Origin of the sequence: Geodermatophilus sp. CPCC 206100, from assembly GCF_048569675.1 — a bacterium.
Taxonomy (GTDB): Bacteria; Actinomycetota; Actinomycetes; order Mycobacteriales; family Geodermatophilaceae; genus Geodermatophilus.
Window position 1 is genome coordinate 31,919 of record NZ_JAQISV010000032.1, and the last position, 16,581, is coordinate 48,499.

Genomic DNA, 16,581 nt, shown 5'->3' on the forward strand with positions numbered 1-16,581 from the left:
TCACCGCTCCCAGGTCAGGGTCCAGGTGCCCGACCACTCGTCCCCGGGCTCCAGGACGACGAGGTCGACGCCGTCGGCCAGGGCGTTGGGCGGGCAGGTCATCGGCTCGACCGCGACGCTGCGCCGGCGCTGCCCCTCCGGGAGGGTGTCGCCGGTGTAGGCCTGCAGCCACGGCCACGCGCGGTCCACGGCCAGCTCCAGCCCGCCGGCCGGGCCGCGCAGCCGGACCCGGGCCCAGCCGTCGGCGTCCCGCTCCAGGTCGGTGAGCGGGGTGTCGAGCGCGCGGTCGCCGATCCGGCCGACGGCGCCGTCGAAGGGCCGGCGCTCGCCGGTGGGCAGGCCGCCGTCGACGACGAGCTCGGTGCGGGCGGGCAGGTGCAGCTCGGCCGCTCCGACGTCGCCGTCCTGCCGGGCCCCGACGGCGAGGTACGGGTGCATCCCGGCGCCCAGCGGAGCCGCCTGGTCGCCGGCGTTGCGCGCCCGCACGGTGACCGTCAGCCGGTCGGGGCTGAGCTCGGCATCGACGGCCACCGCCAGCCGGAACGGATAGCCCGGACGCGGCTCGACGGTGGTGCCGACGGTGACCGCGTCGGCCCGCTGCGCCAGGACGGCGAACGGCTGCCAGGACACCAGCCCGTGCGCGGCGGTCGGGGAGGACGGCGAGGCGACGTCCAGCTGCAGCTGCCGGCCGCGCCAGGTCCAGCGCCCGTCGCGGAGGCGGTTGGGCCAGGGGAACAGCAGGCCGCCGCGCCGTCCGGCCGGGACCGCGCCCGGCGGATAGCCGTCGAGCACCCCCCGGTCGGCCACGGTGAGGCTCCGCAGCCCGCCGCCGCGGAGGTCGACCACCAGCCGGGCGTCGCCGGCGGTCACCTCCACCTCACGGGGCTCGGTGGGCGGCCACTCAGCGCTCATGGGGCCACCCCACCACATCCCCGCCCGGCCCTCCGAGCACGCGCTCGTAGTACAGCGAGCAGCCGGCGTCCGGGTCGTCGACGTACCGGCCGAACGCCGGGATCGGCCGGTAGCCCGCGCTCTCGTACAGCCCGATCGCCTCCGGCTGCCGCGGGCCGGTCTCCAGGCGCAGCGTCGTCCAGCCCCGGCCCGCGGCCGCGGTCTCCAGCGCGGCGAGCACGCGTCGCGAGACCCCTCGGCCGCGCGCCGCCGGGACGACGTACATGCGCTTCACCTCGGCGACCCCCGACTCCAGCGCCCGCAGCGCGCCGCAGCCGACCGGCGTCCCGTCGGGGTCGCGGGCCAGCAGCACGACGCTGACGTCCGCGGCGGACGGCGGGGTGCCCGGCTCCCCCGCGCCGTCGTACCGCACCCGCAGCTCGGCCTGCTGCGCGGCGGTGAGCCGCTGGACGTCGGGGTCGTCCCAGTCGGCCGGCTCGACGCTCACAGGCTGATCCCGTGCAGCAGGAGGGCGGCCAGCTCGCGGTAGGCGGCGGCGTCGTCCAGCCCGGTGGCCCGCGCGGTGTCGCCGCGGCCGATGCGGAACACCAGCGTGGAGACGGTGTCGGCCACCAGCGCGGGGTGCACCTCGCGGAAGCGGCCCTGCGCCACGCCCTCGGCGATCAGCTCCCGCACCCGCTCGGCGGCGCTCGCGGTGTTGCGCTCGTAGACCGCGCGGCCCGGCGGGAAGGCGTCCAGGTCGCGGTAGAAGGCCGGGGACGCCGGCGCCAGGGCCCGCGCCACCGCGGCGAGGTACGCGGTCACGCGCAGCGCGGGATCCCGCTCGGTCGCCGTCCGCGCCTCGACGGCCGCCGTCGCCTTGCGGAAGAAGTGCCGGATGACCCGGGACGCCAGCTGCTCCTTGCTGCCGGCCAGCGCGTACAGCGTGCTCTTCGAGCAGTGCAGCCGGACGGCGAGGTCCTCGAGGGTGAACCGCGCGAAGCCCTCGGCGAGGAACAGCTGTTCCAGCTGGTCGAGCAGCTCGGCCTGCCGGCGGGTCAGCCGGTCGGTCGTCGCGCCCGCACGCTCTCCCGGCATGGCACCTCCCGGCGGACAGCATGGACCTGAACGTCGGACAGTACTGCCGTATCGTTGTCGGTACTGTTCCGGACCGAGGGGGACGACGTGACGGTCGACCGTGAGCTGCCCACCCAGGAGGCCGTCGACCTGCTGGCCCTGACCCGCGAGATCGCCGACGCCGAGCTCGCGCCGCGGGCCGCGCAGTACGAGCGGGAGGAGCGCTTTCCCCGCGAGGTCTTCCGGACCCTGGGCGAGGCGGGGCTGCTCGGCCTGCCCTTCGGTGAGGACGTCGGCGGCGGCGGCCAGCCCTACGAGGTGTACCTGCAGGTCGTCGAGGAGCTCGCGGCCCGCTGGGCGAGCGTGGCGCTCGGGGTGAGCGTGCACACCCTGGCCTGCTTCCCGGTCGACCGGTTCGGCTCCCCAGCGCAGCGCCGCGAGCTGCTGCCGGACATGGTGGGCGGCGGGCTCCTCGGGGCCTACTGCCTCTCCGAGGCCTCCGCGGGCTCCGATCCGCGGGCGATGCGCGCCTCCGCCAAGGCCGACGGCGAGGGCTGGGTGGCCGGCGGTGAGAAGGCGTGGGTCACCCACGGCGGCTCCGCCGACTTCTACTCGACCTTCCTGCGGACGCCCGACGACGGCCCGGCCGCGATCTCCTGCTTCCACCTCACCCCCGACCTCGCCGGCCTGTCCGCCGCGAAGCCGGAGGAGAAGATGGGACTGACCGCGTCCACCACCGCGGCCATCAGGCTCGACGGCGTCCCCGTCCCGGCCGGCCGGCTGGTCGGCGAGCGCGGCCGCGGCCTGGCCATCGCGCTGGCCGCCCTCGACTCCGGCCGGCTGGGGGTGAGCGCGGTCGCCGTCGGGCTCGCGCAGTCCGCCCTGGACGTCGCCGTCGCCTACGCGCGCGAGCGGGAGACCTTCGGCCGGCCCATCGCCGAGCACCAGGGCGTGGCCTTCCTGCTGGCCGACATGGCCGCCGCCGTGGAGTCGGCGCGGGCCACCTACCTCGTGGCCGCGCGGCGCCGGGACGCCGGCAAGTCCTACTCGCGCCAGGCCAGCATCGCCAAGCTGGTGGCCACCGACGCGGCGATGAAGGTGACGACCGACGCCGTCCAGGTGCTCGGCGGCGCGGGCTACACGCGCGAGTTCCCCGTCGAGCGGTACATGCGGGAGGCGAAGGTCATGCAGATCTTCGAGGGCACCAACCAGATCCAGCGCCTGGTCATCGGCCGGCACCTGACGGCGGAGGCCGCGGGCGGCCGCTGAAGCCTCGGCGCATCCTCCCGGCGAGATCGCCGATCTCGCACGGCCCGCGCTCCCCGAGCGTGCGAGATCGGCGGTCTCGTCGTCCGGGCGCCCCGTTCTGTCGGGCGCCGGGTGCACGATGCCGAGCATGTCGACCTTCGCGGACGTGGCCGCGGCGGAACCCGAGTTCGCCGACCGGGTGCGGGCGGCCTTCGACGCGCGCCGGCACAAGGTCCTGGCGACGCTGCGGGCCGACGGCTCCCCGCGGGTGAGCGGCATCGAGATGCAGTTCGTGGCCGGGGAGCCCTGGCTGGCCGGCATGCCGCACTCGGTCAAGTTCGCCGACCTGCGCCGGGACCCGCGCTTCGCCCTGCACAGCGGCAGCGCGGAGCCCGACGAGTTCAGCGCGGACGCGAAGCTCTCCGGCCGCGCGACCGAGGTCACCGACCCCGAGGAGTGGGCGCGGTTCGCGGGCGCGGCGGGCCTCGAGGGCCGGCCCGGGGACTTCGAGCTGTTCCGCGTCGACCTGGACCAGGTGGTGCTCGTCGCGCTCAACGAGGAGAAGACGGCGCTGGTCGTGGCGTCGTGGCACCCCGGCAGCGGGCTGACCCGGACGGAGCGGACCTGACGGGTTCCACGTGGAACCCGTGACGGACGTCAGTGGACCCGGCGCGGCCCCGCGGACGAGACTGGGGTCCCCGAACCAGGAAGGTCCCCGATGCCCGAGCCGCACCTGCGCGCCGCCGACGCAGACCGCGCAGCTGTCGCCTCTCTCTTGGGCGAGCACATGGCCGCCGGCCGTCTGACCGTCGCCGAGTACGACGACCGGCTGGCCCGCGCCTACGCCGCCCGCACCTACGGCGAGCTGGCCGCACTCACCACCGACCTGCCCACGACCCTCGAGAAGCGCCCCGACCCCGCGCCCGCGGCGCCGGCGCCGTCCGTGCACGGGATCAGCACCGCCGGGCACTGGGGCGGCTGGGCCGGTGGACCCTCGCTGCAGGCCGCGTGGCGCAACTGGGTCGTGACCGCCGTCATCGTGCTCGGCGTCTGGATCACCACGTGCATCGCCTCGGGGGAGCTGCTGTACCCGTGGCCGATCTGGGTCATCGGCCCCTGGGGCGCGGTCCTGCTCGCCCAGTCGCTGACCGGCGGACGGCGGCGCGGGGACGGCGACGACCGGCGCCGGCTGACCTGACCCGCACCAGGCACCGGAACCCGCGAGGGCACCGGAACGCGCAGCGGCCCCGGGGGATCCCCCCGGGGCCGCTGCGTCGTGTGGGTGGGCAAGGGGGGAGTTGAACCCCCACGTCCTCTCGGACACACGGACCTGAACCGTGCGCGTCTGCCATTCCGCCACTTGCCCTGGCGAGGGAGAAGACTAGCAGCCACCCCGGGACCGCCCGGCGAGGGGGCACGCGGCCCGGCTCGCCCGGGGCGTCGTGGGGTCACTGGCCGGTCCCCCGCTCCGTACCCGGCTACGATCAACGATGGCAGAACGGGACGTCCGGGCGAGCGCAAGGGAGCGACTGTGGGTGTGCTGCAGCGCTTCGAGCGGCGACTGGAGGGCATGGTCGGGCTGGCCTTCGCCCGGCTCTTCAAGGGCAAGGTCCACCCCGCCGAGATCGCCAAGGCACTGACCCGCGAGGCCGACGAGCAGCGCTCGGTGCTGGGCGAGGGGCGGGTGCTGGCCCCCAACGTCTACGACGTCCGGCTGGGTCCGACCGACTACGACAACCTCGCCGAGTGGTCCGAGCAGCTGGCCGCGCAGCTCGCCGACATGGTGTCCGAGCACATCGAGACCGAGGGCTACCAGGTCTTCGACGCCGTCCAGGTCCGCCTGGAGCGGGACGACGACCTGCCGACCGGCGTCTTCGAGGTCAGCTCGCACGTCGCCGACCCGGCCCGCCCGAGCACCGCGGCCGAGCCCCTCCCGTCCCCGCCGGCGACCGGCGGGATCCCGCCGCTGCCGCCGCTGCGCGGCCGCATGGCCACCGACACCGGCCGCCAGGTGCCCTCCGCGGTCATCGGCCGCGCCGGCTCCAAGCCGGGCGTCACCCACGTCCTGGTCGTCGACGGCCCCGGCACCCGGCACGAGCTGACCACCGGCCGCAACGTCATCGGCCGCGGCACCGACGCCGACATCCGGCTGCCCGACACCGGGGTGAGCCGCAAGCACGTGGACGTCGTCCTCGACGGGGGCACCGCCATCGCCGAGGACCTCGGCTCGACCAACGGCACCCTGGTCAACGGCCGGCGGATCACCCGCCAGCCGCTGGCCGACGGCGACGTCATCCGAATCGGCCACTCGGTGCTGGTCTACCGCCAGGACGGCGCGTGAAGCGGGTCCTCCCATGACGGCCGAGATCGTTCTGCAGATCTTCCGCTTCGGCTTCCTGCTGCTGCTGTGGCTGTTCATCTTCGCGGCGTTCCGGGTGGTGCGGGCCGACCTCTTCGGCGGCCGCGCCGGGCGGGTCGCCTCGGTGCCGCCGCGGGCGGCGGCCCCGGGCCGGAAGAAGACCCGCGGGCCGAAGACGCTCGTGGTCACCGCCGGCCCGCTGAGCGGCACGAAGATCACCCTCGGCGACCAGCCGATCCTCATCGGCCGGGCCGACGACTCCACCCTGGTCCTGACCGACGACTTCGCCAGCTCGCGGCACGCGCGGCTGACCAACCGCGGCGGCTCCTGGTACGTGGAGGACCTCGGCTCCACCAACGGCACCTACCTGGACCAGCAACGCGTCCAGGGCCCGCTCCTCGTGGCTCCCGGGCAGCCGATCCGCATCGGCCAGACGGCCATGGAGCTGCGCTCATGACCGACCCGCGGTGCAGCCGCTCCCCCGGAGGCCCGACCCGATGAGCCTCGCGCTGCGATACGCGGCCCGATCCGACCGCGGACTGGTCCGCGGCAACAACCAGGACTCGGTGTACGCCGGGCCCCGGCTGCTCGCCGTCGCCGACGGCATGGGCGGCCACGCGGCCGGCGACGTCGCCAGCAAGGTGGTCATCGCCGCGCTCGAGCACCTGGACGACGACGCGCCGTCCGGCGACATGCTCCAGTCGCTGCGCGAGGCGGTCTTCGACGGCAGCGAGCACCTGCGGGAGGTGATCCGCGAGTCCCCGCAGCTGGAGGGCATGGGCACCACGCTCACCGCCGTCCTGTTCGCCGGCGGCCGGCTGGCCCTGTGCCACGTCGGCGACTCGCGCGCCTACCTGCTGCGCGACGGCGCCCTCACCCAGATCACGCACGACGACACGTTCGTCCAGACGCTGATCGACGACGGGCGGATCACGCCCGAGGAGGCCAACCACCACCCGCAGCGCTCGCTGCTGCTGCGCGCCCTCAACGGCCAGGACGTCGACCCCGACCTGTCGATGCGCGAGGCCCGCGCCGGCGACCGCTACCTGCTGTGCTCCGACGGCCTGTCCGGCGTGGTCAGCGAGGAGACCCTCGCCGACGCGCTGCAGGACCCCGACCCCCAGTCGACCGCCGACCGGCTGATCGAGCTGGCCCTGCGCAGCGGCGGGCCGGACAACATCACGGTGATCGTCGCCGACGTCGTCGAGGACAACGGCACCGGCGCGCTGATGGAGCCGGTCGTCGACGGCGCTGCCGGCGACAACGTGGGCCAGCGCGAGGTCGACCCCCGTTCGGCCGCCGGACGGGCGGCCCTGCACGACCCGCCGCCCGCGCCCCCACCGGCCTCGGCTCCGGTCGCCGCGGCGCCGGTGCCGGGACGCCGCCGGCGCCGCCTGCTGTGGGCCCTCGGCGCGGTCGTGCTGCTCGCCGTCGCGGCCGTGGGCGCCTACCTCTGGCTGCTGACCAACTGGTTCGTCGGGGTCCAGGAGGCCGACGGCGCCGAGCGGGTCACCGTCTTCCGCGGCCTGGACACCTCGCTGCTGGGCCTGGACCTCAACCGGGTCTCCGACGTCACCGACCTCGCCGTCGCCGACCTCACCCAGGCCGACGCCAGCCGGGTGCGCCGGGGCATCGACGCCACCGACGCCGGCCACGCCGACCGGATCGTCACGATGCTGCGCGACCAGCGACTGCCGGTGTGCCCGGACCCGGAGGAGGCCGCCGCCAGCAGCACGGCCGCCCAGAGCTCCGCGACCGTGACCCCGGACGGCCAGGTGCCGCCGGTCGTCCCGGCGGAGCCGACCGAGGCGGCACCGACGTCCCAGCGGACGACCCCGGCGCCCGAACCCGGAGTGGACTGCCGGGAGGCGAAGTGACCTCGGGCCCCAACACCGACCCGCGCGGCGGCACGGCCGGGACGACGTCGCCCAAGCGGCGCGGCACCGAGCTGGCGCTGCTGGGCTTCGCGCTGCTCATCACGCTGTCCGCGCAGGCGGTCGTCGACCTCACCATCACCGGCTCCCTGCGCGCCGAGCTGCCGGTGTTCGGCGCGTGGTTCACCGCGCTGTGGCTGGTGGCGCACCTCGCCGTCCGCCGGTTCGCGCCCTACGCCGACCCGCTGCTGCTGCCCTCCGTCGCCCTGCTCGTGGGGCTGGGCCTGGCGGTCATCCACCGGCTGGACCTCGCCGCCGAGCAGGTGAACTCGACGGTGACGCGGGAGGACGCCCCGGTCCAGCTGGTCTGGGCGACCCTCGGCGTCGTCCTGTTCGTGGTCGTGCTCGTGGTGCTGCGCGACCACCGCGTGCTGTCGCGCTTCGCCTACACCCTCGCCCTCCTGGGCCTGCTGCTGCTGGCCATCCCCGCCGTGCTGCCCTCGTCGCTCTCGGAGGTCAACGGCGCCAAGATCTGGATCCGCGTCGCCGGGTTCAGCATCCAGCCCGGTGAGTTCGCCAAGATCTGCCTGATCGTCTTCTTCGCCGCCTACCTGGTGGACAAGCGCGACGTCCTCGCGCTGGCCAGCCGCCGGGTGGCCGGTCTCGAGCTGCCGCGGGCCCGCGACCTCGGGCCGGTGCTGGTGGCCTGGGCGCTGTCGATCCTGGTGCTGGTCTTCGAGCGCGACCTGGGCAGCTCGCTGCTGCTGTTCGGGATCTTCGTCGTGATGCTCTACGTCGCCACCGAGCGGGCCAGCTGGCTGCTGATCGGCCTGGGCCTGTTCGCCGGGGCGGCGTTCATCGCCTACCAGGTCTTCGCCCACGTGCAGTCCCGCGTCGACGTGTGGCTCAGCCCCTTCGACTACCGGGACGGCGCCGGCTACCAGCTGGTCCAGTCGCTGTTCGGCCTGGGCACCGGCGGGCTGTTCGGCGCCGGCCTCGGCGGCGGGCGGCCGGACCAGGTGCCGGTCGCCAAGAGCGACTTCATCGCCGCGGCCATCGGCGAGGAGCTGGGGCTGTTCGGCCTGGTCGCGGTGATCATCGTCTACCTGATCCTGGTCGAGCGCGGGCTGCGCTCCTCGCTGATCGTGCGCGACGCGTTCGGCAAGCTGCTCGCCGCGGGGCTGTCCTTCGCCATCGCCTGGCAGGTGTTCGTCGTCCTCGGCGGGGTGACCGGCCTGCTCCCGCTCACCGGTCTGACCACGCCGTTCCTCGCCTACGGGGGGTCGTCGCTGGTGGCCAACTTCGTGCTGGTCGCCGTCCTCGTGCGGATCAGCGACGCCGCGCGCCGTCCGGCGGCCCCGGCCGGTCCGCCCAAGCCCGCGCTGGGCGATGCGCCCACCGAGGTCGTGCAGCAGTGAACGCCCCCCTGCGCCGTGTGGCGATCAGCGTGCTGGTGCTGTTCACGCTGCTGATCGTCAACGTGAACTACATCCAGGTCGTGCGCTCGGACGAGCTGCGCAACGACACCGGCAACACCCGCGTGCTCACCGAGGAGTACGACCGCGAGCGCGGCTCGATCAACGTGGCCGGCACCGAGATCGCGACGTCGGTCGCCACCGAGGACCGGCTCACGTACCTGCGGCAGTACCCGCAGGGGGAGCTGTACGCGGCGGTCACCGGCTACTACTCGCTGGTGTACGGCAACACGCAGATGGAGCGGGCGGCCAACGACATCCTGTCCGGCAACGACGCCCGGCTGTTCGCCCGTCGCCTCGCCGACCTGTTCACCGGCCGCGACCCCTCCGGCGGCGACGTCGTCCTGACCCTGGACCCGGCGGTGCAGGAGGCCGCCATGGCCGGGCTCGAGGGCGTGACCGGCGCCGTGGTCGCGCTGGAGCCCTCCACCGGTGCGGTGCTCGGCATGGCCAGCACGCCCAGCTTCGACCCGAACCTGCTCTCCAGCCACGACCCGCAGGCCATCCGCGACTACTGGGCGCAGCTCGGCGATGCCTCGCCGGACCCCCGGCTCAACCGCGCGACCAGCGACAACTTCCCGCCCGGCTCGGTGTTCAAGGTGATCGTCTCGGCGGCCGCGCTCTCCAGCGGCGAGTACACCCCGGACACGGTGATCCCGGCGCCGGACACGCTCACCCTCCCCGGCACCTCCACCGAGCTGGAGAACTTCGGCGGCTCCCGGTGCAGCAGCACCGGCGAGCAGCCGCTGATCGACGCGCTGACCATCTCCTGCAACACGGCCTTCGCCCAGCTGGGCATCGACCTCGGCGAGGACCGCGTCCGCGAGATGGCCGAGGCGTTCGGCATGGACGGCGAGGACCGGGAGATCCCGCTGCCGGTGGTCGGCAGCAGCATGGGCGACCCGGAGAACGACGCCCAGCTGGGCGTCAGCTCGATCGGCCAGCAGGACGTGCGGATGACCCCCCTGCAGGCAGCGATGGTCGCGGCCGCGGTCGGCAACGACGGCACCCTGATGGAGCCCCACCTGATCGACCAGCTGCGCGCCCCCGACCTCAGCGTCATCGACGAGACCGACGCCGAGGAGCTGGGCCAGCCGGTGACCCCGGAGGTCGCCGGGCAGCTCACCGAGATGATGGAGAGCGTGGTCGCCAACGGCTCCGGCCGCGCCGCCCGCATCCCGGGCGTGACCGTCGCCGGCAAGACCGGCACCGCCGAGGTCGGCAACGACGCACCCGACCACAACTGGTTCATCGGCTTCGCCCCCGCCGACGACCCGCAGATCGCGGTCGCGGTCTTCGTCGCCAACGGCGGGGGTACGGGTGGGGACGTGTCCGCCCCGATCGCCCGCCAGGTCATGCAGGCACACCTCGAGGGGCAGGGCTGATGGCGCTGTCCACCGGCACGATCCTCGCCGGCCGCTACGAGATCACCGCCCCGATCGCCACCGGCGGTATGGGCGAGGTGTGGCGCGCCCGCGACCGCGTCCTGGACCGGGTCGTGGCCGCCAAGGTGCTCCGCAGCGAGTTCACCGGTGACCCGAGCTTCGTCGCGCGGTTCCGCAACGAGGCCCGCCACACCGCGGCGCTCAGCCACCCGAACATCGCCTCGGTCTACGACTACGGCGAGACGACGGAGGACGACCGCTTCTCCGGACAGCAGCTGGCCTTCCTCGTCATGGAGCTGGTCGAGGGCAAGCCGCTGGTCCAGATCCTGCACGAGGAGGGCAAGCTCCCGGTCGACTGGACGCTGCACGTGCTGGGCCAGTCCGCCGACGGGCTGTCGGCCGCGCACGCCGCCGGCGTGGTCCACCGCGACATCAAGCCGGGCAACCTCATCGTGCGGCCCGACGGCGTGGTGAAGCTGACCGACTTCGGCATCGCCCGGGCGCGCGACGCCACACCGCTGACCCGCACCGGCATGGTCGTGGGCACCGCGCAGTACCTCTCCCCGGAGCAGGCGCAGGGGTTCGAGGTCACCTCGGCCTCCGACGTCTACTCCCTCGGCGTCGTGGGCTACGAGTGCCTCACGGGCGGGCGCCCGTTCGACGGCACCTCGCAGGTGGCGGTCGCGCTGGCGCACATCAACCGGCCCCCGCCGCCGCTGCCGGCCAACGTGCCGCCCGCCGTCCGCCTGCTCATCGAGCGCGCGCTGGCCAAGGACCCCGCCGACCGCTTCGCCGACGGCGGCGCGTTCGCCGCCGCGGTCCGGTCCGTGGCCGCAGGCAACGGGCTGTCCGGCACCTCCTCCGGCGCCTTCTCCGGCGCCGGGCGGGTGCCTGCCCCGCCGCCGGGCCCGCGCACCGCCGCTCCGGAGCCCCCGACCGCCGTGACCGAGCTCGTGGCCGACGGCGACGACAGCCGCACGCGGGTCTTCGGTGCCGGCACCGCGGCCGGTGCCGCCGCCGCGGCCGGCAACGGCGCCCCGGGGACCGGGGCGGGCACCATGCCGCCGCTGCGCCGTCCCACGGACGACGACGACAGCGGGTGGGAGGGCCGGCACCGGGCCTCCGACGCGCGCCGCAAGAGCTGGGTGTGGCTGGTCGCCGGCCTGGTCGCGCTGGCCCTCCTGGCCGGCGGCGTGTGGTTCGTCCTCGCCGGCGGCACCGACCCCGGTGCCGGCGGCTCGGAGACCACCAGCGCCGCGCCGACCAGCGCGACGTCCGCCGCGGGCACCTACACCGTGGCGACCGACAGCTACATCGGCCAGGACGGCGAGGAGGTCACCGCGCTGCTCGAGCAGAACGGGCTCGTCGTGCAGACCCGGGACGCCACCGAGGACGAGGTCGCCCGCTGGGACCGCGCGATCGACGCCGGCGCCGTCGTGGGGTCCGACCCGGCCAACGCGCCGGTGCCGCTGGGGAGCACGGTCACCCTCTTCCTCGCCCCCGACGACTACGCCCCGCCGGCCGACGAGCCCACCTCGGAGCCCAGCGAGGAACCCTCGCAGCCCACGCGGACGACGGCGACCGGCCCCACGGGGACGACGCCCACCACCACGGCCGGGGGCACCACGACGGCCACGACCACCACCACGGCCGGCGGCGGGGCCACCACGACGGCCCCGACCACCACGACGAGCCCGGTCCAGCCCGGCGTCCCGGCACCGCCGGAGGAACCGGCCGAGGACGAGGAGCCCCAGGAGCCGCAGGCCGGGCAGGGAGGACGTCAGGCCGACCAGCAGGAAGCGGACGTCGACGAGTGACCGGGCTCCCCCGCGCGTCCCGGGAACGGGCGACCGCAGCGGTTAGGCTCGCCGCCGGCCCACCCGTCGGCCGCGTTCCCCCCTGCCCGCACTCCCCCTGGACGCAGGACCGCACCGCCCGAGAGGACCTCCGATGACCACGCCGCAGCTGCTCGGCGAGCGCTACGAGATCGGCGGGGTGCTCGGCCGCGGCGGCATGGCCGAGGTGCACCGGGGCCGGGACCTGCGGCTGGGCCGCGAGGTCGCGGTCAAGGTCCTGCGCCACGACCTCGCCCGCGACCCGTCGTTCCAGGTCCGGTTCCGCCGCGAGGCGCAGGCGGCAGCGTCCCTGAACCACCCGGCGATCGTGGCCGTCTACGACACCGGCGAGGACCGGACGACCAGTGGCGCCACCCCCTACATCGTCATGGAGTACGTCGAGGGCCAGACGTTGCGCGACGTCCTCCGCGGTGAGGGTGTCCTGCCGCCCGAGCGCGCGATGAGCCTGACCGCCGACATCTGCGGCGCGCTGGACTTCAGTCACCGCAACGGCATCGTGCACCGCGACGTGAAGCCCGGGAACGTGATGATCACGCCCGAGGGCAGCGTCAAGGTCATGGACTTCGGCATCGCCCGGGCGGTGTCTGACTCCGCGGCGACGATGACCTCGACCGCCGCGGTCATCGGCACCGCCCAGTACCTCTCCCCCGAGCAGGCGCGCGGTGAGGGCGTGGACGCCCGGTCCGACGTCTACTCGGTCGGCTGCCTGCTCTACGAGCTGGTCACGGGCGCCCCGCCGTTCACCGGGGACTCCCCGGTCGCCGTCGCGTACCAGCACGTGCGCGAGGACCCGCGGCTGCCCTCGTCGATCAACCCGGCCATCCCGCCGGAGCTCGACGCGATCCTGCTCAAGGCCATGAGCAAGAACCCGGCGAACCGCTACCAGTCGGCCGCCGAGATGCGCAACGACCTGCTGCGGGCGCTGGCCGGCCAGCGGGTCGAGGCCACGCCGGTGATGGGCGACGCCGAGAAGACGACCATCCTCGGTGCCACCCCCGGCCACCCCGACGACCGCTGGGACGACGAGGACGACGCGGCCGCGGCCAAGCGCAAGCGGAACCGGGTCATCGCGATCGTGGTGGCCGCCGTGGTGCTCGTGGCCACCGTCATCGGCATCGCGCTGGCGCTGACCGACGACGGCGAGGAGCAGCCGCCGGCGGTGCAGCAGGTCACCGTCCCGGCGCAGCTGGTCGGTGTCCCCCAGGCCGAGGCAGAGGCGGCGATCACCGAGGCCGGTCTCGTGGTCGGCGAGGTCACCACGCAGGAGACCGACGACGACGCGCAGGTGGGCAACGTCCTGTCCAGCACCCCCGCCAGCGGCGCGCAGGTGGAGGCCGGGTCCGCGGTCGCCCTCGTCGTCGGCATCGGGCCGGACACCATCGCCGTCCCGCCGGTCGTGGGCCTGGACGAGGACCGGGCCCGCACGACGCTCGAGAACGCCGGTTTCACGGGGAACACCGACACCCGGCAGGTGGACAGCACCGAGGCCGAGGGCGTCGTGGTCGACGTCGACCCCGCCGAGGGCCAGCAGGTCGCGCCGGGCGGCACGATCACGCTGTCGGTGTCCGACGGCGACGCCGAGGTGCCCGACGTCGCCGGTCAGCAGCAGGACGCCGCGACCGGGACGCTCCGCGACGCCGGCTTCACCAACACCGGTGTCGAGGAGGTCGACTCCGACCAGCCGGTCGGCACCGTCATCGGCACCGACCCCGGTGCCGGCAGCCAGGCCGCGGCCGGTGACCGGATCACCCTCCGCGTCTCCAGCGGCCCCGCGCCGGTCGCCGTGCCCGACGTCGTCGGGGACTCCGAGCAGGAGGCGCGGGCCGCGCTGCAGGCCGCCGGGTTCACCAACGTCTCGGTGACGACGGCCCCGGCGCCGGACCCCGCAGACGTCGGCGTCGTGACCGCGGTCGACCCCGGGGTCGGCACGGAGGTGCCGACGACGCAGGCGATCACCCTGACCGTCGGCGTGCAGCCGACCGGCACCGGAACCGGGCCCAGCACCGCCCCTCCCGGCGGCGCCGGCCCGCCCTGACCGACGCGAGACCGCGAAGGGCCTCTCTCCCGCCGGGGAGGGGCCCTTCGTCGTTCCTGGGGCCTCAGGCGGGCGTGGCGGCCACGGTGAGCCGGTGGGCGGCGGCGGTGGCCGCCTCGACCGCGGCGGGGTCGGGCGCCAGCCCGCAGGACTCCAGCCAGGTGGCCAGCATCCGGTGCCCGCCCTCGGTGAGCACCGACTCCGGGTGGAACTGGACGCCCTCCACCGGCAGCTCGCGGTGCCGCAGCGCCATGACGATCCCGGAGGCGGTGGCGCCGGTGATCTCCAGCTCGTCGGGCACGGTGGCCCGGTCGACGGCGAGGGAGTGGTAGCGGGTCGCGGTGAACGGCGAGGGCAGTCCGGCGAGGACGCCGACGCCCCGGTGCACCACCTGGCTGGTCTTGCCGTGCAGCAGCTCGGGCGCCCGCACCACCTCGGCGCCGAACGCCTCGGCGATCGCCTGGTGCCCCAGGCACACGCCGAGCACCGGCGTCCCGGCCTCAGCGGCCGCGCGCACCATCGGCACCGTCACGCCGGCGCCGGCGGGCGTGCCCGGCCCGGGGGAGAGGAGGACGCCGGCCACGTCGAGGTCGGCCAGCTCGTCGACGGTCACCGCGTCGTTGCGCCGGACGATGCAGCGCACGCCCAGCTGACCCAGGTACTGGACCAGGTTGTAGACGAAGCTGTCGAAGTTGTCGACGACGAGAACGGGGCGACTCACGCTCCTTGTGTACACCGGCGGCCCGGCTCACCCGTCGGCGGCGGTGGCGTGGTCCATGTCGAGCGGGCCCTCCCACGCCGGGACCGACGCCGCGGGGCGATCCCGGACCGCGTACCCGAGCCCGAAGTCCTCGACCGCCTGCTGGAAGACCCGCACCTGCGGCGAGGCGTCCAGCTGGGTCCGGATCGCGGCCGCGTCCCCGATGGCGGTGACGACGAACGGCGGCGAGTAGGTCCGCCCCTGCAGGAGCAGCACGTTGCCGACACACCGCACCGCGCTGGTGGCGATGAGCCGCTGGTCCATGATCGCCACCGCGTCCGCGCCGGCCGCCCAGACGGCGTTGACGACCGCCTGCACGTCGGACTGGTGGATGACGACGTCGTCGGGCCGGGCGCCGATGGGCAGTGACCCGTCGGGGCGCCGGGGGGCGTCGTCCAGGACGATCTCCACGCCCGGCCCGGTGAGGGCGACCAGGCCCGCGGACACGGCGCCGGCCTGGCTCTGGGTGCGGGCCGCGGCGACGTCGCCGTCCCGGGACGCGGCCTGGTCGGTCAGGGCCTGCACCTGCTCCTGCAGCGCGGCGAGCTGCTGCTGCTGGTCGGCGATGACGTCCTGCCGGGTGGCGATCAGCGAGGTGAGCTGGGTGACCTCGCCGCCGCGCAGGTCGGTGCCCTGGGCGGTCTGCCGGGAGGTGGCGAACAGCAACCCGGCCGCCAGCGCCACCACGGGCACCAGCGCGGCCCAGGCGGTGAGCCGGCGGCTACCCCGAAGGGTCAGGGTGCGGGCTGCGGCCACTCCCGCAGCTTAGGCTGGGCCCCGGTGACGGCCGGCAGCGACGAACCGGCCCCGGAGGGAGTTCGCACGGTGCCCAAGTCCAAGGTCCGCAAGAAGTCGGTCTACACGCCGCCCAGCGGCACGATGCCAGCCGGTACACCGGCCGCCCGCGCCGTGCAGCCGAGCCCACGCTGGTACGCGCCGCTGATGGTCACCCTCATGGTGCTCGGGCTGCTGTGGATCGTCGTCTTCTACGTGGCCGGCGACCGGATCGGCTTCCTGTCGAGCATCGGCCCGTGGAACTTCGCCATCGGCTTCGGCCTCATGGTCGCCGGGCTGGTCATGTCGATGCGCTGGCGCTAGCCGCTGGGCCCCACCGCTCGCGAGCACGCGGCGGGAGTGACCTCACCGAGGCCCTCGTCCCCATCCGGGGACGGGGGCCTCGCGCGTGCTCCAGACCGACCGTCCGGGCGGCCGGCGACCGGGCTCGGCGCTGTGCACAGCCGACCGCGCCGTCCACAGGTCGACAAAGCGGGATACCCCCAGACTTGTCCACCGAGTGTGGAGAACGGGTGTTCGACTGCGCGCGGCTGACCTGGGGATTCGTGCCGGCTGGGGCGCATGTGACGAGAAGGGCAGCCGAGTAACTACATGCCTGCAAGTCCATCCCCAGCTGTGCACACAGCTGTGGACGAGTCGACATGGCGTCGGGGCCGGGACGGCGGCCGGACCTCCCTAGTACCCCGTCCGACGGATCCCGACACGCGACGTGACCACGGCGAATGCGCAGCTCCACGGCCCGTGAGGCGGAACAGGAACGGCCTCCGGTCCCCAGGGGGGGCGGGGGGCGTGGGCCCGGGGGGGGGGGGGGGGCGGTACTCCGCGG

Annotated in this window: 16 protein-coding genes and 1 tRNA gene; 11 read left to right on the top strand and 6 right to left on the bottom strand. The window is 74.8% G+C overall.

Annotated features, from left to right (window positions below; genetic code table 11):
• From PGN05_RS16005 to PGN05_RS16015, 3 genes are read right to left on the bottom strand one after another with little or no spacing between them, the layout of a single operon-like run.
• Entirely contained in the window at window positions 1–912 is a 912-nt protein-coding gene (locus PGN05_RS16005; RefSeq protein ID WP_419753552.1) for an aldose 1-epimerase family protein, read from the bottom strand.
• Window positions 902–1,399, bottom strand: a complete 498-nt coding sequence (locus tag PGN05_RS16010) for a GNAT family N-acetyltransferase (protein WP_419753553.1) — start codon at window positions 1,397–1,399, stop codon at window positions 902–904. Before PGN05_RS16010 ends, PGN05_RS16005 begins: the two co-directional genes overlap by 11 nt.
• Window positions 1,396–1,989: a TetR/AcrR family transcriptional regulator gene (locus PGN05_RS16015; RefSeq protein ID WP_419753554.1), complete on the bottom strand. Its 594-nt coding sequence runs from the start codon at window positions 1,987–1,989 to the stop codon at window positions 1,396–1,398. The genes PGN05_RS16010 and PGN05_RS16015 overlap by 4 nt, the downstream gene beginning before the upstream one ends.
• 87 nt (window positions 1,990–2,076) lie before the next feature.
• Between PGN05_RS16015 and PGN05_RS16020 the strand changes: the two genes are divergently transcribed.
• From PGN05_RS16020 to PGN05_RS16030, 3 genes are all read left to right on the top strand, one after another.
• A complete protein-coding gene (locus PGN05_RS16020) occupies window positions 2,077–3,237 on the top strand; it encodes an acyl-CoA dehydrogenase family protein (protein ID WP_419753555.1) in 1,161 nt (386 codons plus the stop codon).
• A 127-nt stretch (window positions 3,238–3,364) separates the two neighbouring features.
• Window positions 3,365–3,844 (top strand): pyridoxamine 5'-phosphate oxidase family protein, encoded by a 480-nt coding sequence (locus PGN05_RS16025; protein WP_419753556.1) that lies wholly within the window; start codon window positions 3,365–3,367, stop codon window positions 3,842–3,844.
• Window positions 3,845–3,934: 90 nt separating this feature from the next.
• Window positions 3,935–4,414: a DUF1707 SHOCT-like domain-containing protein gene (locus PGN05_RS16030; RefSeq protein WP_419753557.1), complete on the top strand. Its 480-nt coding sequence runs from the start codon at window positions 3,935–3,937 to the stop codon at window positions 4,412–4,414.
• An 85-nt stretch (window positions 4,415–4,499) separates the two neighbouring features.
• Here PGN05_RS16030 and PGN05_RS16035 read toward each other — a convergent pair.
• Window positions 4,500–4,582, bottom strand: a tRNA-Leu gene (locus PGN05_RS16035).
• A gap of 165 nt (window positions 4,583–4,747) precedes the next feature.
• Here PGN05_RS16035 and PGN05_RS16040 point away from each other — a divergent pair.
• From PGN05_RS16040 to pknB, 7 genes are all read left to right on the top strand, one after another.
• The gene (locus tag PGN05_RS16040; RefSeq protein ID WP_419753558.1) at window positions 4,748–5,557 is read left to right on the top strand and encodes an FhaA domain-containing protein; all 810 of its coding nucleotides are present in this window, start codon (window positions 4,748–4,750) and stop codon (window positions 5,555–5,557) included.
• A gap of 13 nt (window positions 5,558–5,570) precedes the next feature.
• Complete coding sequence (locus PGN05_RS16045) at window positions 5,571–6,032, top strand: FHA domain-containing protein FhaB/FipA (protein WP_419753559.1); 462 nt, start codon at window positions 5,571–5,573, stop codon at window positions 6,030–6,032.
• A gap of 40 nt (window positions 6,033–6,072) precedes the next feature.
• Window positions 6,073–7,452: a PP2C family protein-serine/threonine phosphatase gene (locus PGN05_RS16050; RefSeq protein WP_419753560.1), complete on the top strand. Its 1,380-nt coding sequence runs from the start codon at window positions 6,073–6,075 to the stop codon at window positions 7,450–7,452.
• Window positions 7,449–8,867, top strand: coding sequence for an FtsW/RodA/SpoVE family cell cycle protein (locus tag PGN05_RS16055; RefSeq protein ID WP_419753561.1), 1,419 nt, complete (start codon window positions 7,449–7,451; stop codon window positions 8,865–8,867). The genes PGN05_RS16050 and PGN05_RS16055 overlap by 4 nt, the downstream gene beginning before the upstream one ends.
• Window positions 8,864–10,309, top strand: coding sequence for a peptidoglycan D,D-transpeptidase FtsI family protein (locus tag PGN05_RS16060; RefSeq protein ID WP_419753562.1), 1,446 nt, complete (start codon window positions 8,864–8,866; stop codon window positions 10,307–10,309). The genes PGN05_RS16055 and PGN05_RS16060 overlap by 4 nt, the downstream gene beginning before the upstream one ends.
• Window positions 10,309–12,126: a serine/threonine protein kinase gene (locus PGN05_RS16065; RefSeq protein ID WP_419753563.1), complete on the top strand. Its 1,818-nt coding sequence runs from the start codon at window positions 10,309–10,311 to the stop codon at window positions 12,124–12,126. The genes PGN05_RS16060 and PGN05_RS16065 overlap by 1 nt, the downstream gene beginning before the upstream one ends.
• Window positions 12,127–12,259: 133 nt before the next feature.
• Entirely contained in the window at window positions 12,260–14,200 is a 1,941-nt protein-coding gene (gene pknB, locus PGN05_RS16070) for a Stk1 family PASTA domain-containing Ser/Thr kinase (RefSeq protein ID WP_419753564.1), read from the top strand.
• 64 nt (window positions 14,201–14,264) lie between these two features.
• On the opposite strand, the gene PGN05_RS16075 is transcribed toward pknB, so the two are convergent.
• Both PGN05_RS16075 and PGN05_RS16080 read right to left on the bottom strand, forming a co-directional pair.
• Window positions 14,265–14,921, bottom strand: a complete 657-nt coding sequence (locus tag PGN05_RS16075) for an aminodeoxychorismate/anthranilate synthase component II (RefSeq protein WP_419753565.1) — start codon at window positions 14,919–14,921, stop codon at window positions 14,265–14,267.
• A gap of 27 nt (window positions 14,922–14,948) precedes the next feature.
• Window positions 14,949–15,716: a DUF881 domain-containing protein gene (locus PGN05_RS16080; RefSeq protein WP_419753566.1), complete on the bottom strand. Its 768-nt coding sequence runs from the start codon at window positions 15,714–15,716 to the stop codon at window positions 14,949–14,951.
• Window positions 15,717–15,785: 69 nt separating this feature from the next.
• Here PGN05_RS16080 and crgA point away from each other — a divergent pair, with 69 nt between their 5' ends.
• Window positions 15,786–16,058 carry a cell division protein CrgA gene (gene crgA / locus PGN05_RS16085; RefSeq protein ID WP_419753567.1) on the top strand — a complete coding sequence of 91 codons (273 nt, stop codon included), beginning with the start codon at window positions 15,786–15,788 and terminating at the stop codon, window positions 16,056–16,058.
• The last annotated feature ends 523 nt before the right edge of the window (window positions 16,059–16,581 follow it).

Coding starts and splice junctions, on each gene's coding strand:
- PGN05_RS16030 (WP_419753557.1), top strand. CDS start 3,935: ATGCCCGAGCCGCACCTGCGCGCCGCCGACGCAGACCGCGCAGCTGTC.
- pknB (WP_419753564.1), top strand. CDS start 12,260: ATGACCACGCCGCAGCTGCTCGGCGAGCGCTACGAGATCGGCGGGGTG.
- PGN05_RS16025 (WP_419753556.1), top strand. CDS start 3,365: ATGTCGACCTTCGCGGACGTGGCCGCGGCGGAACCCGAGTTCGCCGAC.
- PGN05_RS16045 (WP_419753559.1), top strand. CDS start 5,571: ATGACGGCCGAGATCGTTCTGCAGATCTTCCGCTTCGGCTTCCTGCTG.
- PGN05_RS16005 (WP_419753552.1), bottom strand. CDS start 912: ATGAGCGCTGAGTGGCCGCCCACCGAGCCCCGTGAGGTGGAGGTGACC.
- PGN05_RS16065 (WP_419753563.1), top strand. CDS start 10,309: ATGGCGCTGTCCACCGGCACGATCCTCGCCGGCCGCTACGAGATCACC.
- PGN05_RS16050 (WP_419753560.1), top strand. CDS start 6,073: ATGAGCCTCGCGCTGCGATACGCGGCCCGATCCGACCGCGGACTGGTC.
- PGN05_RS16015 (WP_419753554.1), bottom strand. CDS start 1,989: ATGCCGGGAGAGCGTGCGGGCGCGACGACCGACCGGCTGACCCGCCGG.